The 25,011-nt window shown below is 64.2% G+C and carries 27 protein-coding genes and 4 pseudogenes; 17 read left to right on the plus strand and 14 right to left on the minus strand.

The window, feature by feature from the left end:
• Positions 1-122 precede the first annotated feature (122 nt).
• Both ACLLJI_RS07955 and ACLLJI_RS07960 read right to left on the minus strand, forming a co-directional pair.
• On the minus strand, positions 123-404 hold the full coding sequence (locus tag ACLLJI_RS07955; protein WP_434619987.1) for a YetF domain-containing protein: 282 nt from the start codon (positions 402-404) through the stop codon (positions 123-125).
• A gap of 87 nt (positions 405-491) precedes the next feature.
• Positions 492-644: a hypothetical protein gene (locus ACLLJI_RS07960; RefSeq protein ID WP_434619989.1), complete on the minus strand. Its 153-nt coding sequence runs from the start codon at positions 642-644 to the stop codon at positions 492-494.
• A 244-nt stretch (positions 645-888) separates the two neighbouring features.
• Here ACLLJI_RS07960 and ACLLJI_RS07965 point away from each other — a divergent pair, with 244 nt between their 5' ends.
• Both ACLLJI_RS07965 and ACLLJI_RS07970 read left to right on the plus strand, forming a co-directional pair.
• A complete protein-coding gene (locus tag ACLLJI_RS07965; RefSeq protein ID WP_434619992.1) occupies positions 889-2,262 on the plus strand; it encodes a DUF2254 domain-containing protein in 1,374 nt (457 codons plus the stop codon).
• Positions 2,263-2,426: 164 nt separating this feature from the next.
• Positions 2,427-2,744, plus strand: coding sequence for a ferritin family protein (locus ACLLJI_RS07970; protein ID WP_434619995.1), 318 nt, complete (start codon positions 2,427-2,429; stop codon positions 2,742-2,744).
• Between the two features lie 179 nt (positions 2,745-2,923).
• Here ACLLJI_RS07970 and ACLLJI_RS07975 read toward each other — a convergent pair whose 3' ends face one another.
• Positions 2,924-5,170, minus strand: coding sequence for a chloride channel protein (locus ACLLJI_RS07975; RefSeq protein ID WP_434619998.1), 2,247 nt, complete (start codon positions 5,168-5,170; stop codon positions 2,924-2,926).
• 57 nt (positions 5,171-5,227) lie between these two features.
• Here ACLLJI_RS07975 and ACLLJI_RS07980 point away from each other — a divergent pair, with 57 nt between their 5' ends.
• From ACLLJI_RS07980 to ACLLJI_RS07990, 3 genes are all read left to right on the plus strand, one after another.
• Positions 5,228-5,740 (plus strand): MarR family transcriptional regulator, encoded by a 513-nt coding sequence (locus ACLLJI_RS07980; RefSeq protein ID WP_434620001.1) that lies wholly within the window; start codon positions 5,228-5,230, stop codon positions 5,738-5,740.
• A gap of 668 nt (positions 5,741-6,408) precedes the next feature.
• A complete protein-coding gene (locus ACLLJI_RS07985) occupies positions 6,409-6,609 on the plus strand; it encodes a DUF4396 domain-containing protein (protein WP_434620004.1) in 201 nt (66 codons plus the stop codon).
• A gap of 9 nt (positions 6,610-6,618) precedes the next feature.
• Complete coding sequence (locus ACLLJI_RS07990) at positions 6,619-8,076, plus strand: cation:proton antiporter domain-containing protein (protein ID WP_434620007.1); 1,458 nt, start codon at positions 6,619-6,621, stop codon at positions 8,074-8,076.
• Here the strand turns inward: ACLLJI_RS07990 and ACLLJI_RS07995 are convergent.
• Positions 8,021-8,251, minus strand: coding sequence for a transposase family protein (locus ACLLJI_RS07995; protein WP_434621355.1), 231 nt, complete (start codon positions 8,249-8,251; stop codon positions 8,021-8,023). The two genes, ACLLJI_RS07990 and ACLLJI_RS07995, sit on opposite strands and share 56 nt — an antisense overlap.
• A gap of 196 nt (positions 8,252-8,447) precedes the next feature.
• On the minus strand, positions 8,448-9,749 hold the full coding sequence (locus ACLLJI_RS08000) for an ISL3 family transposase (RefSeq protein ID WP_434613694.1): 1,302 nt from the start codon (positions 9,747-9,749) through the stop codon (positions 8,448-8,450).
• A 168-nt stretch (positions 9,750-9,917) separates the two neighbouring features.
• Between ACLLJI_RS08000 and ACLLJI_RS08005 the strand changes: the two genes are divergently transcribed.
• On the plus strand, positions 9,918-10,133 hold the full coding sequence (locus ACLLJI_RS08005; protein WP_434620010.1) for a hypothetical protein: 216 nt from the start codon (positions 9,918-9,920) through the stop codon (positions 10,131-10,133).
• Between the two features lie 168 nt (positions 10,134-10,301).
• On the opposite strand, the gene ACLLJI_RS08010 is transcribed toward ACLLJI_RS08005, so the two are convergent.
• Together ACLLJI_RS08010 and ACLLJI_RS08015 are read right to left on the minus strand one after the other, a co-directional pair.
• Positions 10,302-11,174, minus strand: coding sequence for an SDR family oxidoreductase (locus tag ACLLJI_RS08010; RefSeq protein WP_434620013.1), 873 nt, complete (start codon positions 11,172-11,174; stop codon positions 10,302-10,304).
• A 10-nt stretch (positions 11,175-11,184) separates the two neighbouring features.
• Positions 11,185-11,610, minus strand: a complete 426-nt coding sequence (locus tag ACLLJI_RS08015; RefSeq protein ID WP_283560718.1) for a nuclear transport factor 2 family protein — start codon at positions 11,608-11,610, stop codon at positions 11,185-11,187.
• A 58-nt stretch (positions 11,611-11,668) separates the two neighbouring features.
• Between ACLLJI_RS08015 and ACLLJI_RS08020 the strand changes: the two genes are divergently transcribed.
• The 6 genes and pseudogenes from ACLLJI_RS08020 to ACLLJI_RS08045 all read left to right on the plus strand — a co-directional run bounded on the left by ACLLJI_RS08020 (position 11,669) and on the right by ACLLJI_RS08045 (position 15,520).
• Complete coding sequence (locus ACLLJI_RS08020) at positions 11,669-12,295, plus strand: TetR/AcrR family transcriptional regulator (RefSeq protein ID WP_434620019.1); 627 nt, start codon at positions 11,669-11,671, stop codon at positions 12,293-12,295.
• Between the two features lie 519 nt (positions 12,296-12,814).
• Positions 12,815-13,216: a hypothetical protein gene (locus ACLLJI_RS08025; RefSeq protein ID WP_434620022.1), complete on the plus strand. Its 402-nt coding sequence runs from the start codon at positions 12,815-12,817 to the stop codon at positions 13,214-13,216.
• 971 nt (positions 13,217-14,187) lie between these two features.
• Positions 14,188-14,310 (plus strand): annotated as a pseudogene (locus ACLLJI_RS08030) (hypothetical protein); the annotation flags it as partial.
• A gap of 248 nt (positions 14,311-14,558) precedes the next feature.
• On the plus strand, positions 14,559-14,816 hold the full coding sequence (locus tag ACLLJI_RS08035; protein ID WP_434621801.1) for a hypothetical protein: 258 nt from the start codon (positions 14,559-14,561) through the stop codon (positions 14,814-14,816).
• Positions 14,817-15,329 carry an ABC transporter permease subunit gene (locus ACLLJI_RS08040; protein WP_434620025.1) on the plus strand — a complete coding sequence of 171 codons (513 nt, stop codon included), beginning with the start codon at positions 14,817-14,819 and terminating at the stop codon, positions 15,327-15,329.
• Complete coding sequence (locus tag ACLLJI_RS08045) at positions 15,272-15,520, plus strand: ABC transporter permease subunit (RefSeq protein ID WP_434620028.1); 249 nt, start codon at positions 15,272-15,274, stop codon at positions 15,518-15,520. Before ACLLJI_RS08040 ends, ACLLJI_RS08045 begins: the two co-directional genes overlap by 58 nt.
• 14 nt (positions 15,521-15,534) lie before the next feature.
• Here the strand turns inward: ACLLJI_RS08045 and ACLLJI_RS08050 are convergent, their stop codons facing one another.
• Complete coding sequence (locus ACLLJI_RS08050) at positions 15,535-15,756, minus strand: hypothetical protein (RefSeq protein ID WP_434620030.1); 222 nt, start codon at positions 15,754-15,756, stop codon at positions 15,535-15,537.
• Entirely contained in the window at positions 15,753-16,139 is a 387-nt protein-coding gene (locus ACLLJI_RS08055; RefSeq protein ID WP_434620032.1) for a hypothetical protein, read from the minus strand. The genes ACLLJI_RS08050 and ACLLJI_RS08055 overlap by 4 nt, the downstream gene beginning before the upstream one ends.
• A gap of 69 nt (positions 16,140-16,208) precedes the next feature.
• On the opposite strand from ACLLJI_RS08055, the gene ACLLJI_RS08060 reads away from it, so the two are divergent.
• A complete protein-coding gene (locus ACLLJI_RS08060) occupies positions 16,209-16,493 on the plus strand; it encodes a hypothetical protein (protein WP_434620034.1) in 285 nt (94 codons plus the stop codon).
• Between the two features lie 175 nt (positions 16,494-16,668).
• Positions 16,669-17,064: a hypothetical protein gene (locus ACLLJI_RS08065; protein WP_434620037.1), complete on the plus strand. Its 396-nt coding sequence runs from the start codon at positions 16,669-16,671 to the stop codon at positions 17,062-17,064.
• A gap of 140 nt (positions 17,065-17,204) precedes the next feature.
• Here the strand turns inward: ACLLJI_RS08065 and ACLLJI_RS08070 are convergent.
• A pseudogene (locus tag ACLLJI_RS08070) lies at positions 17,205-17,975 on the minus strand (IS701 family transposase).
• 20 nt (positions 17,976-17,995) lie between these two features.
• Positions 17,996-18,952: pseudogene (locus ACLLJI_RS08075) on the minus strand (DUF72 domain-containing protein).
• Positions 18,953-19,145: 193 nt separating this feature from the next.
• Between ACLLJI_RS08075 and ACLLJI_RS08080 the strand changes: the two are divergent.
• Positions 19,146-19,430 (plus strand): annotated as a pseudogene (locus ACLLJI_RS08080) (DUF1360 domain-containing protein); the annotation flags it as partial.
• A 62-nt stretch (positions 19,431-19,492) separates the two neighbouring features.
• Here ACLLJI_RS08080 and ACLLJI_RS08085 read toward each other — a convergent pair.
• The 3 genes from ACLLJI_RS08085 to ACLLJI_RS08095 all read right to left on the minus strand — a co-directional run bounded on the left by ACLLJI_RS08085 (position 19,493) and on the right by ACLLJI_RS08095 (position 21,428).
• Complete coding sequence (locus ACLLJI_RS08085) at positions 19,493-19,966, minus strand: NUDIX domain-containing protein (RefSeq protein ID WP_434620040.1); 474 nt, start codon at positions 19,964-19,966, stop codon at positions 19,493-19,495.
• A gap of 80 nt (positions 19,967-20,046) precedes the next feature.
• Positions 20,047-20,766 carry an SCO1664 family protein gene (locus ACLLJI_RS08090; RefSeq protein ID WP_434620042.1) on the minus strand — a complete coding sequence of 240 codons (720 nt, stop codon included), beginning with the start codon at positions 20,764-20,766 and terminating at the stop codon, positions 20,047-20,049.
• Positions 20,763-21,428: an MSMEG_4193 family putative phosphomutase gene (locus ACLLJI_RS08095; protein ID WP_434620044.1), complete on the minus strand. Its 666-nt coding sequence runs from the start codon at positions 21,426-21,428 to the stop codon at positions 20,763-20,765. The genes ACLLJI_RS08090 and ACLLJI_RS08095 overlap by 4 nt, the downstream gene beginning before the upstream one ends.
• A 90-nt stretch (positions 21,429-21,518) precedes the next feature.
• On the opposite strand from ACLLJI_RS08095, the gene ACLLJI_RS08100 reads away from it, so the two are divergent.
• Both ACLLJI_RS08100 and ACLLJI_RS08105 read left to right on the plus strand, forming a co-directional pair.
• Positions 21,519-22,907 (plus strand): magnesium chelatase, encoded by a 1,389-nt coding sequence (locus tag ACLLJI_RS08100; protein ID WP_283560707.1) that lies wholly within the window; start codon positions 21,519-21,521, stop codon positions 22,905-22,907.
• Between the two features lie 56 nt (positions 22,908-22,963).
• Complete coding sequence (locus ACLLJI_RS08105; RefSeq protein WP_434620047.1) at positions 22,964-24,967, plus strand: vWA domain-containing protein; 2,004 nt, start codon at positions 22,964-22,966, stop codon at positions 24,965-24,967.
• Positions 24,968-25,011: the final 44 nt, after the last annotated feature.

A 25,011-nucleotide genomic window follows, 5' to 3' on the forward strand; every position in this document is an offset into this window, starting at 1 on the left:
AGCAACGGCAGAACGGAAGGTCAGCAGACCATCATCGGCCCCACGGCGAAGCGGAACGCCCCTGAGAAATCACCTCAGAATTGAGCAGGCGACTGTCCGAGCGTCCCGTCGGTACCTGCTGGTTACCGTGGTGACGAGGCATCGCGTACTCCGACGAGCGCCGAGCCGCTGCCGATCTTTGACTTCGTAATGACGCTGATAGTGCCGTTCGTTTCCATGACTACGGCGGCTATATCGGCAACGTCGCCTGAACCTCTGCTGCGAATCGTCTGATGGACCTCGGACACGGTCAGCCGGTTTTTGCGCAAGTCATCAGGCAGGATGCAGCCGTGACGCAGCAGCAGGGCCGGCTCAGCCGTTAGCAGGGTGCGCACCTTGGGGTGGCGCGCCGTTGTCCAGGCCACGAGGAATTGCAGGAATGCCAGAAGTGCCAGGGCGGCGATGCCCTCGGACCCGGAGACGGAGGAATTGAGCAGAACGCTGGCAAGCGTTCATCCCAGCGCCACGGGCACGATGAAGTCGAAGGCGTTCAGTTGGCCCAGTGTTCGTTTACCACAGCCAAGCAGCAAGAGGACGAGCGTTGCGGAGGACACGGCGCCGATGATGGGTATGCGGAGTACCGCTGGCCAAGTATCAAACCACATGCCACAGGTCTACCATCATATCCTCGGTCCTGACAGGCGCCCCGTGGAAGGCTCTGGCAGTGTGCATTCCCAGGGCATCGCCTCACCCGTAGGACTCGACGACTATCTCTGTGGCCGCCAGCTCAAATGATCCAAGCCGACAGCAAAAAGATGCCCGTCATCATGGCTCGCACGAGCAGCATCAACTACTTTTACCATAGGTGTGTGTTCCTGCCCGGCATGAATCCAACTGATAAGGGACAGCATGAGTAAGCCAAGAATCTTTCCCGGAGGCCGGCGCGCGTTGAAGGACGCTTACCGGTCACGGCTGTGGCCCTTACCGACCATGGCGGTCTTGTCGTCGGTCGCGCTCGGCATTGGGCTGACCAGACTTGACGCGGCCGTGGACGCCCAGCTTCCACCAGCTATGTCCGAATTGCTGTTCGGTGGTGATGCCGATGCGGCCCGGTCGGTGCTGGGCGCGATCGCATCATCCATGATCACCGTCACATCTCTGACCTTTTCGCTGACCGTGGTGACGCTCCAGTTGGCGAGCAGTCAGTTCTCACCGCGCTTGTTGCGAACTTTTGCCAGCGACCCCTTCGTCCAGCGGACGCTGGCCTTGTTCCTGGCCACCTTCGTCTTCGCCTTGACGGTGTTGAGAACGGTCCGCACTGGCCTCCAAGGAGAGCCGGACTTTGCTCCGCAGCTGTCGGTGACCGTCTCCTTTCTTCTGGCTCTTGCCAGCGTGCTGGGCCTGGTGCTGTTCCTGGCCCACATCGTCCGGCAGATCCGAATCGAAACCATCCTCAGCCACGTGCACAGTAACGCGACGGCGACGTTGCAGGAAGCTGCCGCGGAGCCGGCCTCGAACCGGCATAGTCCGCCGCCGGTTCCACCACCGGATGCCCGGATGTTGGCCGCGGAGTCTTCCGGCTTCATTACCGCCGTTGAGGAGAGCATTTTGCGCGAGGCAGCCGAGGAGGCCGGCGTCGTGCTTCTGATCGACCTCGCACCCGGAGATCACGTTGTCGCCGGCACGCCATTTGCCTTCTGGTGGCTGCTGAACCCGAACGATTCAGTCGCCGAAGATGCCGTGGCACGGCTTCATCAGCGCATCATCCGCGCAGTCACCATCGGCAAGGAGCGCACCTCGGTCCAGGACGTGGCCTACGGTCTGCGACAGTTGGTTGACGTTGCACTAAAGGCGCTCTCCCCAGGCATCAATGATCCGACGACCGCGGTGCACTGCTTGGGTCACATCTCCGCGCTCCTGTGCGAATTCGCCCGACACGACCTCGGCGCTCGAATTCTGCAAGATGACGACTCTCGCGCTCGCGTCGTCCAGCGTCGGCGCAGTCTGCCGGAACTATTGAAACTGGCCGTGGAACAGCCTCTGCACTACGGCGGAAGCGATCCTGTCGTCTGCACCCAGTTGCTATTGATGCTGCGCGAACTCGCCTGGCAGACCCGCGACCCTGTGCATCAGCGTGCCATCGCCGCGCACCTGCAGCGAATACGCTTCCGCATCGCCAAGCAGGACTTCGATGAAGAACGGCGCATCGTTCTGGCCGCTTTGTCCGCTGCCGTCGAGTCGGCCAGTTACGGGGTCTGGCGACCCGGACAGGGTCTCGACTGATACGCCGTTCCCGGCATAGACTTTCAACCTTCGTTGTGAAGCTTGGCGCACGGCTGCCCGCACGGGATCGGGGTAAAGCCTCAACCGTCGGCAACCCTCCGAGGATCGGGGGAAGCGAAAATCGTTTTTGGTTCGGGTTGCTCTCTATTAGGCAGGGAACGAAAATGGGATTCGATCAATATCATGAGCCGCCAGAAGAGCTGTCAGCTGAAACGCGAACATTCGCGCGAATGTGTGCGAGCTTGAGTGAGGAATCCGAGGCCATCGGATGGTATGTCCAGCGTATTTCGGTTGAGCCCGACGAGAGTGCGCGTTCCATCATGAAAGATTCGCTGGGTGAAGAGTATAAGCACTTCAGTATGGAGCTTGAGTTCCTTTTTCGCCGAACGCCGCAATGGCGCGATATCGCGAGGGGAATCCTCTTCAAGGACGGCGATATCGTCAAACAGGGCGAGGAGTCCGAGGAAGCCGCAGCGGGCTGATCCAGCTCCGCGGCAGCTCAGGTCCGTGCCACGACCTCTTCGGCCAGGAGCCGGACGGGCCATGGCAGCAGTTGAGGCGTTTCTGCGTCGACCTATGGCCGTGCAGCCGTCAACGACTAGTCCTCTGCCATCGGGTGGAAATCCTGTAGGCACCGCTCGGCAACCGCACCGTTTCGCGCTTACGGTCCTGACTGCTCGGCGAAAACCCATTCGTTGCCGTGGCGAATGAGTCCGAATTCCAGGAAGCATTCTTCTTCGGTGCGCCGGAAATCCTCCGTTGCCTGGTCCAGCGCTGCCGGCCTTGGGTCTGCGAAGGCGACGCGGGCCAGTGCACGGCGGCCCTGTTCATACTTTTCATTAGTGACTGTGACTACGTGGCCGTCGGGGAAGACCAGGAACGTTCCCCCGTTCGTGTGAACCTGGGGACGTTCGGTCCGGGCGGTACCGGCATGCTGCCGTTGCGAGGGAGATGTGCGGTTGTTCATGTCGGCTCCGGAACGGTGGTCATTATTGGGCTGTGCATGGGGCGCCCTTTGGAATTTTCGTCGCACGAGTGTGCGTTTCCCGCCGGAGCCGGGACGCGGCCGTGGCTGAGCGGACGGGCGAGGGCTGCCGGGCCTTTGTTCTGCACCCGATGCCGGTAATGCATTAGTGCGCGAAAGGATGCGCAGAACCGATTCCTGGTTCAGCCAACCGTGCAGCGAACCGTCTGCATCTGTAACCGGAAGGCCCGCGTTTGAGGAGGAGCCCAGCACGGCACCGAGGACCATTTGAAGCGTGTCCTCGGGCAGCACCGTTGCTGGCATTTCGGCGACCTCGGAGAGGGGAATGCGGTCCCTTTCGTCGTCGTCGTCGTTCAGCACGTTCGCAAGGTGCTGAACAGTGACAATACCGGTCAGCGTCCCATCTGCACCGATGACGGGAAGGGCCGGGTGTTTGGCAGTCAGCAGCCGTCGGGCACCTTCCGCGACGCTCAGATGTCCCGGAAGGGCCCGGAACGAGGTGTCCATGACGGCGTCAACGCGGGTTCGGCTCAAAAGTTCCGTGCCCGGGTGCCGCTCCAGATCGATTCCGCGGCGGCGCAGTTTGAGGGTGTAAATGGTGTCTCGGCTCATGATTTTTGAAACGCCGGTGGCGACGACGATCGCCAGCATCAGGGGCAGGATGATGGAGTATTCGCCGGTGAGTTCGAACATGATGATGACGGACGTTATCGGCGCCCGTGCGGCTCCGGCGAAGACCGCGCCCATGCCCACCAAGGCGAAGGCTCCGACCTGTCCGTGCAGGGCCGGTGACAGCAATCCGGCGACCTCTCCGAAGGCGGCCCCGAGCATGGCGCCGATGAACAGTGAGGGCGCGAAAACGCCGCCCGAGCCTCCGATGCCTATCGTGAGGCTGGTGGCCACGATCTTACCTACGAGCAACAGGACCAAGAACCCGGCGGCGTAGGAACCGGCGACTCCGGCTTGCATGACCGGGTAGCCGACGCCGTACATCTGCGGCAGGACCAGCAGCAGCAATCCCAGAAGTACGCCGCCGGCTGCGGGCCGCAGCCACGCCGGTCCGCGCCACGCCCAGTCGCACAAATCCTCGAACAGGTACAGGATCCTGGTGAAGCCGACGCCGGCAATCGCTGCGAGCAGGCCCAACAGGATAAACAAGGGGTACTCAGCGGCCGAGGTGATCGTGAAGGGTGGTAACTTCAGGAAAGCCTCGTTGCCCAGGAAGCTGCGCCCAATGATGGAGGCCGTCACCGACGCAAGGACGACCGCGCCGAAGGATCCGGCGGCAAAATCGGCGAGGATGAGTTCCAAGGCGAAGAACACCCCGGCAATCGGAGCGTTGAAGGTGGCGGCGATGCCACCGGCCGCACCACAGGCAACCAACGCCCGGACCCTGGATTCCGGCATCTGGAATACGCGGGCGAGCCAGGACCCCAGCGCCGAGCCGATCTGGACGATGGGGCCCTCCCTGCCGACGGATCCTCCGGAGCCGATGCAGAAGGCTGAGGCCAGCGCTTTGACCAGGGCAACCCGGCCTTTGATCCTGCCGCCGTGCTGGCTGACGGCGTACATCACTTCGGGGACGCCGTGGCCACGGGCCTCGGGGGCGAAGCGCTGGACCAAGGGTCCATATAACAGTCCGCCGACAACCGGGGCCACGACAACGAAAAATCCACCCAGCCAAGGCGCCCATGGATGGCCGGGGTGGCCTTGGCTGGCGGAGTAATCCGCCGTGCCGGTAAAGATGAGGGTGGCGGTGCTGATCAGCCAGCGAAACGCGACGGCGGCCAGTCCCGCGCCTGCACCAACGAGGATGGCCATCGCAACCCACTGGTAGGAAGTTCCCCCGAGCCGCATCGGCAGCTTCCGGACGCTCCTTCCGCCGGGCAACCAGCGTCGGCCGGTCGAATGCAGCGCGGTCACGTCAAACTCCTTGTTAGAATATGTATGCAGGGGTGCAATATATGTACTATAGCAACCATGACATTATCATCACCCGGCGCTGCCGCCGCATCCCGGCCCGATGCGCCCGTTGGCCCAGGCTATGAAGTAGTCGATAAGTCGCTGACCGCGTCCCGGGCGCTGCTGGGTGTTATTGCCCGGTCCTTGGCGCTGGTCATGGACGCGGTGACACTTCCACAGTTCAGGGTGCTGGTGGTGCTGTCGAACTTCGGCCCGCTCCGAATGGGAGAGCTTGCACTGCGGCTGGGCGCCAACCAATCCAGCTTCAGCCGTTTCGCGGACCGCATGGTGGCCGGGGGCCTGATCGCCAGATCCGAGAGCACCGAGAATCGCCGTGAGGTGATCATTTCCCTCACAATAGAGGGCTCGCGCATCTACGCCGAGGTCACCCGGGCCCGTCGGCAGGAGATATCCGAGGTGCTCAGCCGACTGTCCGGTTCCGAACAGGAGACCGTCCTGGCAGGCTTTGAGGCCTTTGCCCGCGCAGCCGGTGAACCGCGCGCGGACGAGACCCTGATCCTGGGCATATAGGCATGCTTTTTCCGCGGCGATGCCGGTGCCCGCCGGAACGCCGGTGCCCGCCGGAACGCCGGTGAGCTTATCCCAGTGCCGAGGGAAAGCAGTCGTCCTGTCCCTTGATGACGACCGGGGCGAAGACCTGTGCATGCTGCTGGCCCGGATGTCGCCGCAGCAGACCATGATCTCGGGGCAGCAGCCAGTCAGGTGGTCGTCCAGTCCATCAACGCCAACTCCTTTCACCCGAGGCCAACTGATGTGAAGGACTGGACGGACAGGCACGGTCTCGCCGATGACCCGAACCGGGTTTTCGCAACCGGCACCCCCGCTCAAAGACGCTGCCAGCAAATACGGCGTCCCAGTTTCCGCGGACCCCAAAACCCAAGAGGTCGTCCACAGCTCCGAACTGTTCTTCATCGATCCGGCCGGCAATGAAGCGGCCATGGGGCAGTTCGGTACTGAATCCGCCAATACCGCCCCCTTCGCCCACGCCATCGCGCAGATGGCAGTCGATCTGCTGCCACAGGCGGCCGGGAATTCCGTCGGCGGCGCGCAGCCGGCGGCAGGACCGCCGTCGGGCTCCAGCAGCGCTGAACTGACACGCCGGCCCCCAACTTCTCTCTTGCCCTGCTCAACGGCGCGTCGACAGCCGTGTCCGTGGCCTCCACGAGGGGAATATACAGGTGGTAAACTTCTGGGTTAGCCCCGCCTACTGGTTCCTCATGCAGCTTGGCATGATCATCGGGTTCGCCACCGCGTGGCCAGCAAATGTTTCGCTTATCCGCAAAGGCCTTAGGGAAGCTATGTATCGGCTGATGGACGCCGCGACTGCACCTTGCTTCCTCACCGCCGGGCCCGGGGCCGGGTCCGTGCCGGGAGAGTAGGCTTCGACTGTGCCTGATGTAGAGCCTTTCAGTCTTGTCATCCTCCTGGTGGCGGCAGCCTTGATGGTGGCAGTCGCGTCGAACCGCCTGGGCCAGCGAATACGCGTTCCCGCTCCGGCGCTCTTCCTCGTCGTTGCAGCAGTCGCATCGGACCTCTTTCCGGTCCTTGGCCAGGTGCCGATCAAAGTTGACGAGCGTATTGTCACGGTGGCCCTCGTCTTCATTCTGTTCGACGGTGGAATGCACATTGGCTTCAGACGCTTCCGGAGTGCCTCGGCCGCGATCGTCTGGATCGGAGTTGCCGGGACGGCTGTGACGGCAGCCGCCCTTGCCGCAGCCGCCCATTACTTCTTCGGGTTTGACTGGCGAGCGTCGCTGCTGTTGGGAGCGGCGCTCTCACCCACGGACCCCGCGGTGGTCTTTTCAGTCCTCGGAGGCCGTGAAATCGCCGGCCGCAGCGGGACGATCCTCGAAGGAGAGTCGGGCGCGAACGATCCTGTCGGCATTGCCCTGATGGCCAGTCTCCTTGCCGCCGGCGGCGGAGGCCTGTCAGCGGTGGCCGGAGGCGTGGGCGAATTCCTCCTGCAGATGGGGGTCGGAGCCGTTGTCGGGATCCTCGGGGGCTATGGACTGATGAAATTGATGCGCCATGTTGGCCTGCCGAACGAGTCGCTCCATTCGGTACGGGCGATCGCCTGCGCCGCTTTCATCTACGCGGCGGCCACCATGCTTCACGGATCGGGGTTCCTCGCCGTCTTCCTGGCAGGGATCATAGTTGGTGATTCCCGGGCGCCTTACAAACTGGAGATCGAGCGTTTTGCCTCCGGTATTGCCAGTATCTCGGAAATTGTCGCGTTCGCCGTACTGGGATTGAGTGTCTCACTTCGCGACGTCCTCAGCTCGGGAGTGGTAATGATCGGTCTTGCCCTGGCGGGGCTGCTGATCCTTGTTATCCGACCGGTCCTGGTTGGATTGTTGTCTGTCAGGATCAAACTCAAGCTGGGGGAGCGGGCGTTTATTCTTGGTGCCGGGCTGAAGGGTGCTGTGCCGATTCTTTTGGGCATGTATATCCTCGGGTCCGGTGCCGAAGACGCCCAAGCCATGTATTCCATCATCTTCATCGTCGTACTTATCTCGGTTGTCCTTCAGGGGGGCCTGTTGCCTTATTTGGCGTCCACATTCCAGGTGCCGATGCGTCGGGTGGAGCAGCAGCCATGGGCTCTTGGAATGCGGTTCAGCGATGAACCGCACGGCCTCCACCGGTTTGTTGTTGCCGAAGGTTCCGCTGCCGACGGGGCTACAATCGCTGATCTGGAGCTGGGCGAAGACGGCTGGATCAGCATGGTCCGCCGCGACGGACATCTTGTCCAAGTCCGAGGCGGCATGCAACTGCGGGCCGGAGATTCGGTGCTTACCCTCTCAGAGACCGCAGAGACAGTCGCTGACCTCTTCGGGCCGCGAGCCTGAAGCAGCCCCGCGGCGCCAGCTGACATCCCCAGTCCGCAGGGTATCGTTTCCCCACCGTCCGCCACGCGGTCCGCATCAGCTCACGCGCCGCGGTCTTCGATGTCTTCGTCGCCAGCCACGCCACGTGCGCGTCGAACTGGTATGTGTGGCCGGCACCGTGCCTGGTCCACGGCATAGCCTGGACGACCACCCCGTGGACCAGACAATTTCACCCGTGGGGCGTCGGCTTCCTGGTAGACCATCCCTGGTGTCCCAGTCCAGTGACCGCCCTTCGGCGGCCACCGCACCGCCCAAATCGTATCGGGGGGACCGATTCATGCACATCCTTTGGAAAATACTCGCAAAATTGGCTCTCCTGACACATCCGTGGGTCATTTCCGTCCCGGGAGCACCGGTTTACGGCCACCCAGGCTGAGCATGGCCAGGCTGATCAGGGCCTCGGGGGACTTGAACCCGAACGCCACCCGGGTGATCAGCCTGATCTTCGTATTCATGGATTCAATCCGTCCGTTCGACAGCCCGTGTTCGATGGATGCCAGGATGCTGTCGCGGTGCTTGACGATGGCCTTTTGGAGTTTCACGAAGGAGGGGATCCTGGATCTCCTGGCCCAGGACACCCATCGGTCCAGGGCCACCACGGCTTCGGCATAAGGGAGCTTGAAGACCGTGCGCAGCCCTTCCTTCAAGTAGTAGGCCCGGCCCAGGACGGGGTCGGTCTGCACGATCCAGGACAGCTTCGCCTGCTGCTTTTCGGTGAGGTCCTCGGGGTTCTTCCAGAGTGCGTAGCGGCTGTTCTTCAGCTTGGTGGCCCGCTCACTGTCGGGCCTCTCCGGCGCGACCTTGGGTGGTCGTCCGCGGCCACGGGCCGGTTCGTTCTCCCGGGCCGCTTTCCGTGCCCGGTTCCAGGCGGTGCGCCGCTCTGCATCCAGGGCGTCGGTGGCCCACATGACGATGTGGAACGGGTCGGCCACGCGGACCGCTTGGGGGCAGCGCGCGGCCACGACGGTGGCGATCCACTCGGCCGCATCCGCGGATACATGCGTGATCTCGGTGCACCGTTCGTCCCCCAGAGCGTCGAAGAACTTGCCCAGGGTGGCCTTGTCCCGTCCCGGCGAGGCCCAGATGAGCCGGCCCGAATCATGGTCCACGACCACGGTGAGGTACTTGTGTCCGCGCTTGTAAGAGATCTCGTCAATGCCAATGCGTGTCAGGTTCGCGAACGGGTCGAAGGTCGCGGCGGTGTCCTTCCAAACCCGATCGATGATCGAGCCCACGGTGCGCCAGGCGATGCGCATCAACTGGGTGACAGCGCTCTTGGAAGTCTGGGTGGCCAGCCAGGCGATCTGCTGGTCAAAGATCCTGGTGTGGCCAGCCTGGTGCCGGGCCCACGGGACGGCGGCGACGGTGACCCCGTGCTCGGGGCAGCGCACCCGCGGTGATTCGGCGACCAGGTAGGTTTCGATGGTTCCCAGATCCAGGGTCCGCCATCTCCTGGGACCACCGCCGCGGTCGTATCGGCGGCACCGCCTGGAACAGATCCCGCACCGGTTGCGCATGGACTTCATGGGGCTCACCAAGGCGATGAAAACACCGGTGTCCTCCTCGAAATCCAGACCCCGGACAATCGTTTTTTCGACACCCAGCAGGGTGCACCATATGCTTGATTTCTGCACGCCGTTTTCCAACCTCGATTTTTGTACCTTTGACAGTCAAAAATCCTAGGTAGAAAGCGGCGTGTGGTCGTTAAGGCGCGCAGGTCACGCCCACGGATATGTCACAAGAGCCGCAAAATTTCTGGCCACGGCCGGGCACTCTTGGTGTGCTGGAGGGAGGGTTATGGGTTGACGTTGTCTGCGCGCAGGGAAATCACGAAGAAGGAAACCGCGGAGTATTTCTGGGCTTCAAAGAAGGGTCGGGGCGAGATCTTGGACCGGTTGGTGGCCGCGGTTGGCTGGTCCCGGGCCAATGTCCGCCGCCGACTGCACAACGCCCTGACCCGGAGCGGACCAGGCGCGGCGGTGAAGCGAGCCCCGGGCCGGTGGCGGCTGCGACGATGAATGCGCCCACCACCGGCGACCACCAGGAGCGGACGATTGCGAGTCCGCGGCTTTTTCGTGGGTAGCTCATGGGGCGAACGTCGTGGCCGTCCGAAGGTTGTTAAAACTGAGCATGACAGAGTAAGCCTCCCAGCCCGAAGTGCTGTTGGTGGGCATGGGGCCATGGAATCAGATACTGCCGAGTCTGGTAATGACGTCGGAGGCTTTCAGTGGCGCTCGGCCCAGTACCCTGGCAGCTTCGGTGGTCGGCGTGTAGGAGCGGTCGGTATCCATGAAGGCTGCGGCCTGGTTCTTGCGAGCGAAGGCCGGGTTGACGGGTCGGGCGAGCGCGGCCAATGCCCGCAACACCGGGCGGGGTATGTGATGTACCGTGCCGTTCCAGCCGCGCGCCGCCTGAAGCACGTGCGCGAGTTCGGTCATCGATATTGGCTCACCGGCCACTTCAACGAGCTGCCCGCGAAGTGTTGTGTCTGTGCAAGCGCGGCTGACGACGGCTGCGACGTCCGTTGCGGAGACGAAGGCGATGGGCTGATGGCCATGCCCGAAGACCACCGGACGCCCCGACTTTCCCGCCGTCTGGGTGAGGATACCCAGCCAGGTCTCCATGAATGGAGACGCACGCACGATGGTCCATGGGGCGCCGCTGGCGAACAGGTGCTGCTCGGCGGCGTACTTCGCACGGAACAGCTCGAGAGGGCCATCAGCGGCAGCACCGATCACCGAGACCAGCACTACGCTGGCACCGACCATAGCGGCCGCATCGATGAGATTGGCGTTGCCTCGCTCGTCGACATCTCTCGGTCCGGCGCCGCGGCCGCCGAGGAATCCGTGCACTGCGGAGACGACCACCGACGCACCGCCCAGCACCTCGTCGAGGCCGGGCTGACGGACGTCAACCGCCCGCACGTCAACGTCGTAGCCCAGCACGGCGCGTGCACGTCCGGCGTCTCGAACGAGCACCCGGACCTGTTCGCCCCGGAGGAGAATATCGTTGACCACCTGCCGGCCGACCAGCCCACTGCCGCCGGCGATCACAATCATGTTTGCCGGATCATGACGAGGTCGCCGCGTGCACTTGTTGCCTGACAGCAGCGTCGGCGTTCGCGCCGTTGTTCTCGTCGACGGGTTCGAGGTAGAAACGGGCCGACATAGCCTGGCCGTGCTGGAGGGTAAAGATGATGACGCCGCGCATCAGGTGCCGGGTGCCGTCACGCCGGGTGCCGCTCATCTCCCACTCCGACCAGACGTCGGGGCCGTTCGCCACCCAATGCAACACCCTGGAGTGAACATCAGGCACGAAGGCGAAAATTTGCTGCCAGTTGGCACGGACCTGCTGCTCGCCCTGGAAGTCCCGATTCGGGTGAGCGGGTGTCTGGTTGCGATAGGCCGGACTGAAACAAGCCACGAGCGCGTCCAGATCATGGGCGTTCGTCGCTTGCTGGAGCGTGAGGAGGAACGGATGTGCGTCGGCATTCATGAGAGCCTAGATTCCATTACAGTAGTCTGTAACTAATGATCCAATCATGGGGTGAGCGATGACCGACGTCAAGAGGCGATATGACGTTTCGGCGCGACGTGCCCGCGCGGAACGAGCAACCCAAATGCTGGTGGACACCGCGCGTGAGATGCTGCTGCGCGATGGCTATGCGGCGACAACGATTCCGAACCTCGCACGGGCGTGCGGGGTCTCAGCGGAGTCGGTGTACAAGCGTTTCGCCGGCAAATCAGGCCTGGTCCAAGCCGTCATTGCCCAGGCGCTACAGGGCGTCAGCCCGGTAACGGCCGAGACCCGTTCCGATGCCCTGGCCGCCGACGAACTTGGATCGTTGGCGCGCGGGTGGGGTCGGCTGGCATCCGAGGTCGCACCCCGAGTCGCGCCTATCCTGTTGGTCGTCCACGCCGCCGCTGCACAAGACGAAGAAATCGCCGTACTTCAGAAAGAACTCGACGACGCTCGCCGGGCCCGAATGACCGACAACGCGCGCCGTATCGCCAACGCCGGACACCTCCCGGACGGAATTCCGATCGAGTGGGTCGGCGACATCCTCTGGACCTACAGCTCCCCGCAGGTGTATGACCTGCTCGTGCTGCGCAGCGGCTGGACCCTAGACCAGTACGCCGACTTCATAGCGGACGGGGTGATCGCTCACCTGCGCGCCTGATCAATTGACCACCGAAACGCGCCCTCCAGCCCGGCTGGAAGCCAACGCTGCACACTGGCAAGCCAAACTCCCAGATCGCAGTGTGATCAAGTTTGCTGCCCACAAGTGGGACCACCACTGGGTGTTGTAGATCTGCGAACGAGGCAAGCACGCAATCCAACGGATCGACTGGAAGGAATGAAACCGGCACGGACGATCCGGTTCGCAACTAAAGGCAGTTGGTGGTGAAGTCCGGTGGATGTTTGCTGAACAAGAAGTTATATCGGTTGCAAGGTGTTCCGGCGTCCGGGGCATCGCCCCGACTTTTCCGGATTGGGCGTGTTGACAGTGTCAACGCATTTCCTGCCGGACTGACCCCCGAGTGCGTCGGACTGTAGGATTCCGCATGTTTCCGCGGGTGCCCAGCGTTTGCAAGTGGGAATCCAGGGTTCGAGTCCCACCTCGGGCTCTGAGTGTGTGCACAAAACCTGAAAGTGTGTATACAGCGGCGTAGCATTTGGGCTATGTCGGTGATGACCGGTGACGCCCGAAGATTACCAGCGGCGAGGGGCCCAGCTGGCCCGTGGCCTGAATCTTCTCCTCGACGTCGTCGTGGCCGAACGGGGAAATCCCGTAACCTTCCGTGAGGTCCAGGAAGCCCTCGCAGTACGGGTCGTCAAACTCTCCCGGGCCTGGTGGTTCTACATGAAGGACGGCAACGGCCGGCTCGTGACAGACCCCATACCGCTCTCGGCAATCTGCGGTATTTTCAACGTGGATCCGTCGTATCTTCTCTCCGGCGAGGAGACCGATCTGCCGGTGCGCATTGATTCGCAGCTGGAATTGTCCGCGCTCTGCGGGCAGCACAGGTTAAATCATTTGCCGCCCGAACTCCGGGGGACGTTTCCCCAGAGACCCTTAGGGTCATTTCGGAATACCTGAACAAGGACATCGGACTTCAGCCTAAAGGGGAGCAGGCAGCCGCTAACCTCCCAGCAGGTAGTGAAGATGGGCGGCCAGCAGGTCCTTGACACGTTCCTCGTTTGACGAAGTATCGCGGCGATCGGCCGTGCCGCCGTCCCGGTTCAACATCAGCCCCAATAGCCCCGGCACCCTCCAAAACCAGGCGGTGTTGGGCCACGTTGGGCTCGTCGGCCCACAGTGACCGCATCGACAATGTCTGCGCGGGGAGCAGGCGCATGGGCAGCAAGATAACGCAGGATCTCGTTGCGCGCACGGTTGCCGAACGTTGCGATTGCGGCTTCGACGTCGGCGGTCCAGGCATCGTCGTCGAGAGCTGCCCGGTATTAGCTTTCGCGCGTGGGTGCAGGGTGTTGCCGGCAGTATCTGCGCAGCCCACGTCCGCCGCGACCTGTCCCATCAGACTCTCGCCCTGCTGCCGGAACATCTACACGGGGGGACTTGATTCTGTCGCGACCGTCCCACCCGTGCTGGAGGCGGTTCAGTTTGCTGACCGGACTGTGCACGAGCCGTGCTCACGCCGACCCGGGAGAACGTGCCCAGGCAGACGTGGGACATGGCGGTCGGGAGAAAAGCCCAACTTTTGCCACTGGAGACACGATGACCAAGAGCACCATGTTTACCAAATCCTGCCTGTTGGCGGTCTCTGCACTGCTGATCGCTGCCTCTACAGGCTGTACCAACAGCGAGGCGCCGGCGGCAGCGGTCGATGCGTCCGGGACGTCGAAGCCGGCGCTGGGGGAGGGCGGACATCAGGCGGCGCAGGCAGTAACGCTGGACACGAAGGTGCAGGGCCTGCTTCCGGCCGACGTGTTGTCCAAGGGCAGCATGCTGCTGGTGACGGACCCGACCTATGCGCCGATCGATTTCACCGACAACACCGGCATGATCATCGGCCTGGATCGGACATGGCTCTGGCTGTGGCCAACAAGATGGGCATCAAAATTGACATCACGAGGGGTGACTTCAATGGCATCCTGGCCGGGCTCCAGTCCAAACGCTATAACGTCTCCTGGGCCGCCTTCCCCATCACTGCTGAACGAACAACCGTGGTGGACATGGTCAGCTTCACGAAGGGCGGAACATCGGTGATGGTCAAGAAGGGCAACGAGGGAAGTTTCCACACAGTCGTGGATCTGTGCGGTAAGACGGTGACCGCGCAAACCGGGACGACGCCGGCCCTGAATGTCCTGCCGAACTTCGAAAGCAGTGTACCGAGGCCGGTAAGCCGGCCATCACTGCGCTGTTACTGCCCCAGCAGGACAGCGCAAACCAGTCATTCGCCTCCAACCGAGCCCAGGCGATGCTGGCGGACAACGCGCTCACCGCCTACTACTCGCAGGTCCAGCCGGAGTCATTCGCCCAGATCGATTCGATCCTGGTCGAGCCGTCCCTGGCCGGTGTCGCTATGGCGAAGGGCGACGGCGAGCTGGCCAAGGCGTTCCAGGCCGCCGTCCAGTCCTTGATTGATGATGGCACGTACGGTAAGATCATGGCCGCATGGAACCTGACGCCGTCAGCTGTGAAGACGGCGGAGATCAATCCCACCGTGGAGGGTTAGATGAACGACCGCCAATTGCTCAGCGAACCGGACATCGGCCACGCCTATCTGGCGCTGACCACCAAGCCGGTGCTGCGCCGCCGTCGGCCCGGCCAGATCGTCGCCGTCGTCGTCGTGCTGTTTGCCATCGTCTACGGTGTGTGGACCCTGATAACCAACCCCGGATTCGGTTGGACCACGGTGGGAAAGTACTTCCTGGATACCCGGATCCTGGGCGGTCTGCTGATAACGCTGGAACTGACCGTTATCGCCATGGCTATCGGCTTCGTCGTCGGACTGGTGGTAGCGGTCATGAGGATGTCGGATAACTGGCTGCTGCAGGGGGTCTCCGGGGCCTTCATCTGGTTCTTCCGGGGAACGCCGCCGCTGGTCCAGCTGCTGTTTTGGGGCTTTTCCGCCGTCCTGTTTCCTAAAATCGGACTCGGAATCCCCTGGGGCCCCACCTTCGTGGAGTGGTGCGGGCCGGGCTGCTCAGCGTCCCGGCGGCCCAGTCGGAGGCCTCACGTTCGATGAGCTTCAGCCAGCTGCACACCCTGCGTTTCGTCGTCATTCCCCAGGCCATGAAGGTGATCATCCCTCCGGTGGGCAACGAGGTTATTGGGATGCTGAAAACCACCTCGCTGGTCATTGTGATCGGGGTTGGGGACCTGCTGTACAACACGCAGCAGAGAGCACGCTGCCCGCCTGAGCGCCGAGGTCCGTAATCTGCGTGGTGGGTTCAGGAGAAGTCAATGGGCGTTTCCACATGGAGTGGTCCGTGGGAGGGTTCGTGCCGGATGGAGCTGAAGATGGCGGCGAGGAAGCCGCCGATGATGCCGAAGACGCCCGGCGCCAGGATCGCGACCACGAGCACGTTCAGTCCATGACCGGAGGCGATCGCCAGGCCGACGGCCACGGCCGTCACGATGGCGGCGACCATCCAGTAGAGCCACCAAATCATCTTGATCCTTCGCGCCCGCCCGACGTTTCGGTTTTCCAATCCCGTCGGACCCGTTTCACCTCGTCGGTGTGCGACTCGGACGACCGCCTGAACGACTCGATCGCCGCATCCGCGTCGGCGGGGGCCATGAACTCCCCGAGGAGTCCTCGGACACGGACGAGCATCGCGCACACCCCGGGCCCGTCGTCGATGTTCTCCCCATACTCCTCGAAGAGGGAGTCGATGAACGCTTTGACATCATCCATCGTCTGAGGGACTTCGCCCTCCAGCCCCAGCTCCCACGTCAACCGGGCTCGCTCTACGGCGTCCGCATCAGCCGGGAGCAGGTGGGTCCGCATCGCCGTTGCCAACGAGTCGACCGTGAGGTTGTTTACCAGCACCATGGTCCTAATCTACCTTGCTGTGTAACCACTCAGATCCTGTTCGAAACGGGGGACATAGGCTATCTGCTGGTGGCTGGCAGCCGCACCTACGGCTTTACCCAGGCCCGGGACTCACTGAAGGCAATCCTGGATTCCAGCGAGCGGGGAGGGCTGTCCACGATCCGCCGCCCCGACCGGGCCCCGGCCGCCGTCGTCAATGGCGAGAGCCTGCGCCGGTATCTGGAATTAACCGTGGTGGCGAACGTTCAGGTCGTGAATGAGGACGGCGCCTGGGCCGTCTTCATGCCGGGGCAGCCACTTGCCGCCGAGGCCACGCAGCTGGGGGAGGCCCTGGCGGGCTTTGTAGACGCATAACGCGACTATGCGGAGGATTGGGAAGACCACCTGAATGCCGCACCCAACCATCGGGACAACTGGGCGCTGGTCCAGCTCATCGACCTGTCAACCGATGAGCAGCTGGCTGCCTGGCTCACCGGCTCCGTGGCGTGAGCGTCCGGCGCCTGGGTGGACGGGACGACCACGAGAAGTTTTGCCTGACCGAGCACTGGGAGTTGGTGGTCAATGCCCGTGGGAAGCCCGTGAGGCACCACGCAACCTGCCGGCTGGCCCTGCCCGACGGGAGGATCCTGCAGACGCGGATTTCTCGGCCGGTGGACCGCATCACGTACTCGCCGTCGATCTGGACATTCTCCAGGACCAACTCGTGGTCGGTGATGATGAGTTCTCGGCCTGTGTCGAGGACGGCATGCTGCCGGCGCGCGGGGCGGCGCCCGTGCCCGCAGCGGCGCTTCACCTGGCATTGGTCTGGCAGCTCACCCACACCGTCGGGATGGATGAAGGAGTGGTTGCCCGGATGATGAAGGAGCAGGCTGTGCAGGCCATCAATGACTACTGGATGTCCCAAGACGGCGGACCTGTCGATTGAGGGGCCGGCCTGGTGGGCAGCCCGGACAAATCGTTCGCGCCGCGTTCACAGCCGCACGTGCCGGTCGGGCTTGCATCCATGGCACTTCGGCGGGCGACGTCGAGGATGGTGCCGATGCGGGGCTCTGAGAGAGTGTCCGTTCACCGTTGAGATCCTGGACGAAGTCCACGGGGTGTGCGTGGGAGGTTAGAGCGAACCAGATCTCCCGGGTCTGACAAAGGCCGGCAGGCGAGCAGCCAGTACTCGTTTTCGGAATCTTTCGCCCCGTTGATGCGCGCACGGGCCCAAGCATAGCGGCGGTCGCCCTTGGCGCCGTTTCCCGTGGAGCGGATCCGCCAGGAGCGCCGGGAGAGTGAAGCGATGAGCCGGTCGGCGCGGTATTCCTTGCCGATAGGCTCCATTTTGGCTATGACGCGCTGGTTTACGGGTACGTTCAGCGCGTCGTAGACGCTGCGTTTTTCCAGGGCCTTGCGCAGTCCTGAGTGCTGGCCGTAGACGGCGTCTCCGGTCACCCACCTGGCCGGCATGCCGCCATCGAGGGCGCGGGTGATCATGCCTTTGGCCGGCTCCGGTTTCGTGGCGAATTCCCGCTCCGCGGGGATGCCCGCGCCCGCGCACCGGTCTGCATCCTCGTTCCATGCCTTGGGCAGGTAGAGTGCGCGGTCCAGGAACGTCCGCCCGGCCGCGGTCGCATACGCCAGGAACACACCGATCTGGCAGTTTTAGACCCGGTCTGCGGTGCCCGAGTACTGGCGGGCGACCCCGCCCGGACGCTTGCCCTTTTTCAGGAAGCCGGTCTCGGCAAGGATCAGCATGCCCTCGATGGAAGCGAGGTGCTGGACAACGTAGGAGCATAGGTCATGGCGCAGCGCGTCGGGGTCCCAGTCCGTGGTCGAGAACAGGCGCTGCATCCTCTCCGGAGGCGGAGACGCTACTGCCCTTCACTGGACTTCGGCGCAGCGCCAAGGGCCTGGACACGGCGGGCCAGTTCCATTGCATTGTAGGGCGCATGGACCTTCACGTCATTGTCAAAGTAGACATACACGTCCCGTCCTTGGCCATCGGGGCAGCCCGCACCGGAGAGCCAGGCATGGACCCGGTGCGCCCACTGCTCCAGTTGTTCATCGCTGTATCCGCTGACGTAGAGCTCTTCCCCGCCGTGCAGCCGGACGTGGACAAAGTCGCTGGTCACCCGGGAGAGGAAGGGCCACCGGCCGGCGGTGTCGGCCAGCACCAGTGCGACGTTGTGCCGGCGCAGCAGTTCTTAGCACTCCTCGGTGGCGAAGCTGGGATGCCTGACCTCCAGTGCGTGGCGCAGCGGCCGGTCTGCATCGGTTTCCGTCCAGTTGCGGTCCTTGAGCCGCTCGTCATGCCCGGCGGCCAGGACGGCGGCCGCTGCCGTGCCGTGCGGAAGGCGGCCCAGGAATGACCCCAGGACTTCGGCATCGAAGGTTATCCGCTCCGGCAGCTGCCAGAGCACCGGGCCCAGCTTGGGGCCAAGGGCCAGCATCCCGGAGGCGAAAAAGTTGGCAAGAGCGGTGTCGACGTTGCGCAGCCTGAGCATGTGCGTGATGAACCGTCCGCCCTTGATGGCGAACTCGAAGTTGGTTGGCGTCTCGAGGCCCCACTGGAGGTAGCTCGACGGGCGCTGCAGCGAGTAGAAGGAACCGTTAAGCTCAGTGGAATTCAGTGCCGCGGCGGCGTATTCAAGTTCCCTGCGCTGTGCCAGGCCGGGCGGGTAGAAGCTGCCCCGCCAGCTGGCATAGCGCCAGCCGGAGATGCCGATCCTGGCCACTGGCATCCATGTCGTTGTCGTCATCTTCTGAACGATAACGCAAGGCCGGCCTGCGGCTGAGGTGGCACTTCGCGCCCAAGATTTGCCCAGCATCAGGATGAGGGAGTTGCACGATGGAATCCGAAAACCCTACCCATGACATGCCCAAGCGCCCCCTCGCGTCGATCCGTAGTGGATGGAACGCTGGTGGAAAGGGCGGTCTGTGGCCGCTCATTGCAGCTGCGCGCCGCGAAAGCAGGCCCATGCCGGGGCTGCCGAGCTTCCCCTTGGCGGCTATCTGGGGTTGATGGGGGCTTATGGCACTCTAACCGCGGGACTCGGTGCGGCTGTCTGGCGGTTGGGTCGCCCGCTGCCGGATTCATCGTGGGGCGATATTGCCCTGGTGGCTGTGGCCACACACAAGCCATCCCGGCTGATCACAAAGGATCCCGTCACCAGCCCGCTCCGCGCGCCCTTCACCCGCCTCAAAGGAACCAGCGGCGAGGCGGAGCTGGCGGAAGAGGTGCGGGGCCGCGGTCCGCGCAAGGCGATCGGTGAACTGATCACCTGCCCGTTCTGCCTGGGTCTGTGGACGGCGACCGGTTCGCCTTCGGACTGGTCCTGGCCCCACGGCCAACACGGCGGTGCGGCTCTTCAGCCCCCGGAAGCCTGGACGCGCTGGACCAGTGAGTCGAGGACGGGCAGCTGGCCGCGGACCAGCTTGGTGCGGGCTTCGGGCTCGGTGAACCAGCCGGCGCCGTCGACCTCGGGAAAGTGCCTGACCCGCCCGGAGCCCTTGGGCCACTCCAGTGGGAAGGTGTTACTGATAATCCGTTCGGGCCGGAAGTCCGCTTCGGCGGCGAAAAACGTGATGACTTTGCCGGAGGATTGCCGGAAACTGCCCAGGGACCGGTAGTCGGCGGCTGGCGGCGGGACACCCATTTCCTCCTCGAACTCGCGCCGGGCGGCGGCCAGCGGATTCTCGTCTTCCAGATACTCACCTTTGGGAATGGACCAGGCTGCGGCGTCCTTGCGGGCCCAAAAGGGTCCACCCATGTGCGCAATCCACACCTGCAGCCCGGCGTCGCTCTGCCGGTACAGCAGAATGCCGGCACTGCGGATCTTCACCTGCCCTCCATTTCCCTAGGTTATCCGCAGCGTCCAGCTTCAGGGACCATAGGGAGAAGTTTTCGCATCGGTCCAGCCGCTTACACGAGCGGCCACGGGTAACGCATACCGGTGCGGTCGACCGGCAGTACCCGCTCGCGCAGCAAGCGCTGCACCCGGCGCTGCAGGGCGGCGACCTCCGCGCTGTCGAGGAGTTCGGCGACGTCGGGAGGCACGGTGTCGGCGAGCGGGGAGATGTTCTCAAGCAGGGCACCGGGGATGGGAACGCCTGCGAAGTCCCAGATCACGGTGCGCAGTTTGTTCCCTGCCGAGAAGCACAGCCCATGATCGATGCCCCACACCCGCCCGTCGTGGCCGCGCAGCACGTGCCCGCTCTTGCGGTCAGCGTTGTTGGCGATGCAATCGAACAGGGCGATCTGCGACAAGGCGCGATGGGTCTCGGGTGCGTCCACGTACAGTGTGAAGTAGTGCTCACGCACGTCGCCCTCGATGAACCGCTGCACCGACCCGATCCCCAAGGGGGAGTCCTCGCGGATCATGGTTGCCGGCACGATGCCCCACTTCAGGTACTCACTGAGCAGGTACGCCGCGCGTTCCCGCCGGTACAGCCCAGGCTCAAAATCGGACAGCGGCCGTTCCCCGGCCTCCGGCTTGTAGACCGCCCAGGCCGAGTCGTCGCCGCAGGAGACTTGGACAAGGAATGTTGCGTTGCTGCTGCGCAGGATGCGTCCGAGCAGCTCGACGCGGCCCTCGGCGAGCAGGGTCAGCTCCCGGTCGGGAAACGGTTTGTCCCCTTTCACGGCGCCCTCAGCCCACTCAAGGGTTCCAAGGTCGAGTTCACCATGAGTACGGCCGGCGCCTGACCCATCACGTACGAGATCACCGAAACCGAGCCCGGGCTGACCACGATGCGCTGGAAGAGGTCCAGATGCGAACCCAGGGCGTGGGCGAGGGCGGCTTTGATTGGGTCGGCGTGGGAGAAGCCGACGACGACGCCGCCGCCATGGGCGGCGCACAGCGCCTCGAGCGTTTCCACCATTCTCGATTGCATCTGCGAAAAGCTCTCCCCGTTCGGGAAGCGGAAGGCCGACGGTGTGCGCTGTACGGTCTGCCACTGCGGCAAGCCCGCCAGCTCGGCGAGTGGGGCGCCGGTCCACTCGCCGAAGTCACACTCGATCAGGCCGGCGTTCTCGTTCACCTCAAGTCCGGTGCGGGCGGCGGTGGGCTCTGCGGTCTCCCGGGTGCGCTCCAGCGGTGAGGAGTAGATGCCATCCACCGGAAGACCTGCGAGCCGTTCCGCGACCCGTTCAGCCTGGACCCGGCCCTGGTCGGACAGGTGCAGTCCGGGGGCGCGACCGGGCAGCACCGTGCCCGTGGTGGGCGTCTCCCCGTGCCGCACCAGAAGGAGCAGGGTGCTCGGCGGTGTTGATGGTGCCGACGGCGTTGCTACAGTCATCAACATCCAGCGTATGTGGTTCCATGGACTCACGCGCCGGAATAGTGAGAAGTCTGATACTCGATTCATTGCACGTTCGAGGACTAACGTTGAGGCATGAGTGATCGCCCCGACATCTTCACCCTTGGTGAACTGCGTGCAGCAGGCCATGCGCACAAGGACCTGCGCCATGAGATTCGCGACAACCTGCTCGCCGCGCTCGCCGCGGGCCGCGACCCGTGGCCTGGAATCTACGGGTTCAGCCGGACCGTCCTTCCCCAGCTTGAGCGCGCCTTGATCGCTGGCCACGACGTCGTCCTGCTCGGCGAGCGGGGACAGGGCAAGACGCGGCTCATGCGCACCCTGGTCGGGCTGCTCGACGAGTGGTCGCCGGTGATCGAGGGATCGGAACTGAACGAACACCCATATGAACCCATCACGGAGCAGTCCCGGGTCCGTGCGCTCGCTGAAGGGGACCAGCTGCGCGTGGCGTGGCGCCACCGCTCGGAACGTTACGTCGAGAAGCTCGCCACCCCGGACACCTCCGTCGCCGACCTGATCGGCGACGTCGACCCGATGCGGGTTGCCGAGGGCCGCCGGCTCGGGGACCCGGAAACCATCCACTACGGTCTCGTTCCGCGCTCCAACCGCGGCATCGTCGGCATCAATGAACTGCCCGATCTCGCCGAGCGCATCCAGGTCGCGATGCTCAATGTGATGGAGGAGCGCGATATCCAGATCCGGGGCTACGTGCTGCGGCTGCCGCTCGACGTGCTCGTCGTCGCGTCCGCCAACCCTGAGGACTACACCAACCGCGGCCGGATCATCACCCCCCTGAAGGACCGCTTCGGCGCCGAGATCCGCACCCACTACCCCATGGAGCTGGACGACGAGGTCGCCGTCATCGCGCAAGAGGGGCGGCTGGTCGCCGACGTGCCGCCCGTCATCCTCGAGATCCTGGCCCGCTACACCCGTGCGCTGCGGCAGTCCCCGGCCATCAACCAGGGATCCGGGGTTTCGGCGCGGTTCGCCATCGCGGGCGCCGAGACCGTCGCTGCGGCGGCGCTGCGACGGGCCACCGTGCGCGGGGAGGACGAGGCGGTCGCGCGGATTGTAGACGTGGAGACGGCGGTCGGAGTCCTCACCGGCAAGATCGAGTTCGAATCGGGTGAGGAGGGGCGTGAACAAGACGTCCTCGACCACCTCCTGCGCATGGCCACCGTCGAAGCCGTGCGGGTGCACTACCGTGGTCTCGACTTCGGTCCGCTCGTGGCGGCGCTCGACGGCCACACGACCGTTACCACCGGGGACCAGGTCACCGCGCGGGAGTTCCTCGAAAATCTCCCGTCCCTCGACGGGTCCGGTCTCTACGAGGAGATCAACGCGCGCCTGGACGCGAAAAACGACGGGCAGCGCGCCGCCGCCGTCGAACTGGCGCTGGAAGGTCTCTTCCTTGCCCGGCGGATCTCCAAGGAGTCCGACGGCGGCGAGACGATCTACGGTTAGGAATAGGAATAGGAATAGGAATAGGAATAGGAATAGGAAAAGGAAAAGGCAGCATCATGCGCGCTCACAACCAATCCTCCAGGTACGGCCGGTACACCGGAGGACCAGACCCACTCGCTCCGCCGGTCGACCTGGCCGAGGCGCTCGACGCGATCGCCGAGGACGTCATGGCGGGCTACTCGCCCCGGCACGCCCTACAGGAGTTCCTGCGGCGCGGCGGCCGGAACCGTGAAGGCCTCGACGACCTCGCCGGCCAAGTTCAGCAGCGCCGACAGGATCTGCTGAACCGCCACCGGCTGGATGGCACTCTCAGCGAGGTCCAGAAGCTTCTCGACACGGCCGTGCTGGAAGAGCGCAAGCAGCTCGCCCGCGACGCCATGATGGACAACACCGACCGCGCATTCCGGGAGATGCAGCTGCAGAACCTGCCCCACTCCACGGCGGCAGCGGTCAACGAACTCGCCTCCTACGACTGGCAGTCGAGCGGCGCCCGGGAGGCCTACGAGCGGATCAAGGATCTGCTCGGCCGTGAGGTCCTCGACCAGCGGTTCGCCGGCATGAAACAAGCGCTCGAGAACGCCACTGATGAGGACCGCGCGGCCGTGGGCGAGATGCTGCGCGACCTCAACGAGCTGCTCGACAATCACCGACGCGGCGAGGACACGGACGCGGACTTCCAGGACTTCATGGCGCGGCACGGCAGGTTCTTTCCGGAGACCCCACAATCGGTGGAGGAACTGGTCGATGCCCTCGCGCAGCGAGCGGCCGCGGCCCAGCGGCTCCTGCAATCGATGTCCCAGGAGCAGCGCGATGAGCTGATGAGCCTCTCGGCCCAGGCGTTCGGCTCGCCCGAACTTATGGCCCAGCTCGATCAACTCGACTCGAGCCTGCGCTCCCTACGCCCCGGCGAGGACTGGACCGGCTCCGAACGCTTCGAGGGCCAGGAGGGACTTGGGCTGGGCGACGGCACAGGCGTGCTCCAAGACATCGCCGAACTCGATGGGCTGGCCGAACAGCTCTCCCAGCCCTACAACGGATCACGCCTTGACGATCTGGATCTGGACGCCCTCGCCCGCCAGCTCGGACAGAACGCCGCCGTGACGGCCCGCACCCTCGCCGAGATCGAGCGGGCGATGCAGGACGGCGGCTATCTGCAGCGCGGCGATGACGGCGACTTCCGGTTGTCCCCCCAGGCCATGCGACGGCTCGGGAAATCCCTGTTGCGGGACACCACCAAACAACTGTCCGGCCGGCAGGGTCACCGGGACGCGCGTGTCGCTGGCATCGCCGGCGAGCAGACCGGTTCCAGTCGTGAGTGGCAGTTCGGGGACGCAGAGCCATGGGACGTCACGCGCACCGTGACCAACGCGATCCGCCGCACCATGGCCGACGGCGGTGATCCGAGCCGCGGGTTGCGCCTCGGGGTGCGCGACATCGAGGTGACGGAAACGGAAGCGCGTACCCAGGCCGCCGTCGTCCTACTCGTCGACGTGTCGTTCTCGATGGCCGCCGAGGGACGGTGGGTGCCGATGAAACGCACCGCGCTCGCCTTGCACCACCTCGTCTCAACCCGGTTCCGTGGGGACCGGCTGCAGCTGATCACATTCGGCCGCTATGCGCAGTCCATGGACATCGGCGCGCTCACGGCCCTGCCGGCGGTGCGGGAGCAGGGAACAAACCTGCATCACGGCTTGCTGCTGGCCAAGCGTTTCTTCCACCAGCACCGGTCAATGCAGCCCGTCCTCCTCGTCGTTACCGACGGCGAACCTACCGCGCACCTGTTGGCGGAGGGCGAGTCGTGGTTCTCCTGGCCGCCCGACCCCGAGACAGTCCGCGTCACGGTCGCCGAACTCGACCGCCTCGGGCGGGTCGGCACGCAAGTCACGTTCTTCCGGCTCGGCGACGACCCGGGTCTCGACCGGTTCGTCCAGGGTATGGCCCGCCGAATCGACGGCCGCGTCGTCGCGCCCGACGCTGCGGATCTCGGGGCCGCAGTTGTGGGGGAGTACCTCCGCGCCCATTTCCACGGACCGTACGGCGACGCCGACTGGGCTTCTTAGCCGGCGGCCAGCGGCTCGGCTCGGCGTGCGCGCCGGACTGGACA

It is taken from the genome of Arthrobacter sp. A5 (genome assembly GCF_051131705.1).
GTDB lineage: Bacteria > Actinomycetota > Actinomycetes > Actinomycetales > Micrococcaceae > Arthrobacter_M.

What these genes read in the sequence shown, in the direction of transcription:
- ACLLJI_RS07960 (WP_434619989.1), bottom strand. Translation starts at nt 644, where the DNA reads ATGTGGTTTGATACTTGGCCAGCGGTACTCCGCATACCCATCATCGGC.
- ACLLJI_RS07965 (WP_434619992.1), top strand. Translation starts at nt 889, where the DNA reads ATGAGTAAGCCAAGAATCTTTCCCGGAGGCCGGCGCGCGTTGAAGGAC.
- ACLLJI_RS07970 (WP_434619995.1), top strand. Translation starts at nt 2,427, where the DNA reads ATGGGATTCGATCAATATCATGAGCCGCCAGAAGAGCTGTCAGCTGAA.
- ACLLJI_RS07980 (WP_434620001.1), top strand. Translation starts at nt 5,228, where the DNA reads ATGACATTATCATCACCCGGCGCTGCCGCCGCATCCCGGCCCGATGCG.
- ACLLJI_RS07995 (WP_434621355.1), bottom strand. Translation starts at nt 8,251, where the DNA reads ATGCCGTGGACCAGGCACGGTGCCGGCCACACATACCAGTTCGACGCG.
- ACLLJI_RS08010 (WP_434620013.1), bottom strand. Translation starts at nt 11,174, where the DNA reads ATGATTGTGATCGCCGGCGGCAGTGGGCTGGTCGGCCGGCAGGTGGTC.
- ACLLJI_RS08015 (WP_283560718.1), bottom strand. Translation starts at nt 11,610, where the DNA reads ATGAATGCCGACGCACATCCGTTCCTCCTCACGCTCCAGCAAGCGACG.
- ACLLJI_RS08020 (WP_434620019.1), top strand. Translation starts at nt 11,669, where the DNA reads ATGACCGACGTCAAGAGGCGATATGACGTTTCGGCGCGACGTGCCCGC.
- ACLLJI_RS08035 (WP_434621801.1), top strand. Translation starts at nt 14,559, where the DNA reads ATGCTGGCGGACAACGCGCTCACCGCCTACTACTCGCAGGTCCAGCCG.
- ACLLJI_RS08040 (WP_434620025.1), top strand. Translation starts at nt 14,817, where the DNA reads ATGAACGACCGCCAATTGCTCAGCGAACCGGACATCGGCCACGCCTAT.
- ACLLJI_RS08050 (WP_434620030.1), bottom strand. Translation starts at nt 15,756, where the DNA reads ATGATTTGGTGGCTCTACTGGATGGTCGCCGCCATCGTGACGGCCGTG.
- ACLLJI_RS08055 (WP_434620032.1), bottom strand. Translation starts at nt 16,139, where the DNA reads ATGGTGCTGGTAAACAACCTCACGGTCGACTCGTTGGCAACGGCGATG.
- ACLLJI_RS08095 (WP_434620044.1), bottom strand. Translation starts at nt 21,428, where the DNA reads ATGTTGATGACTGTAGCAACGCCGTCGGCACCATCAACACCGCCGAGC.
- ACLLJI_RS08100 (WP_283560707.1), top strand. Translation starts at nt 21,519, where the DNA reads ATGAGTGATCGCCCCGACATCTTCACCCTTGGTGAACTGCGTGCAGCA.
- ACLLJI_RS08105 (WP_434620047.1), top strand. Translation starts at nt 22,964, where the DNA reads ATGCGCGCTCACAACCAATCCTCCAGGTACGGCCGGTACACCGGAGGA.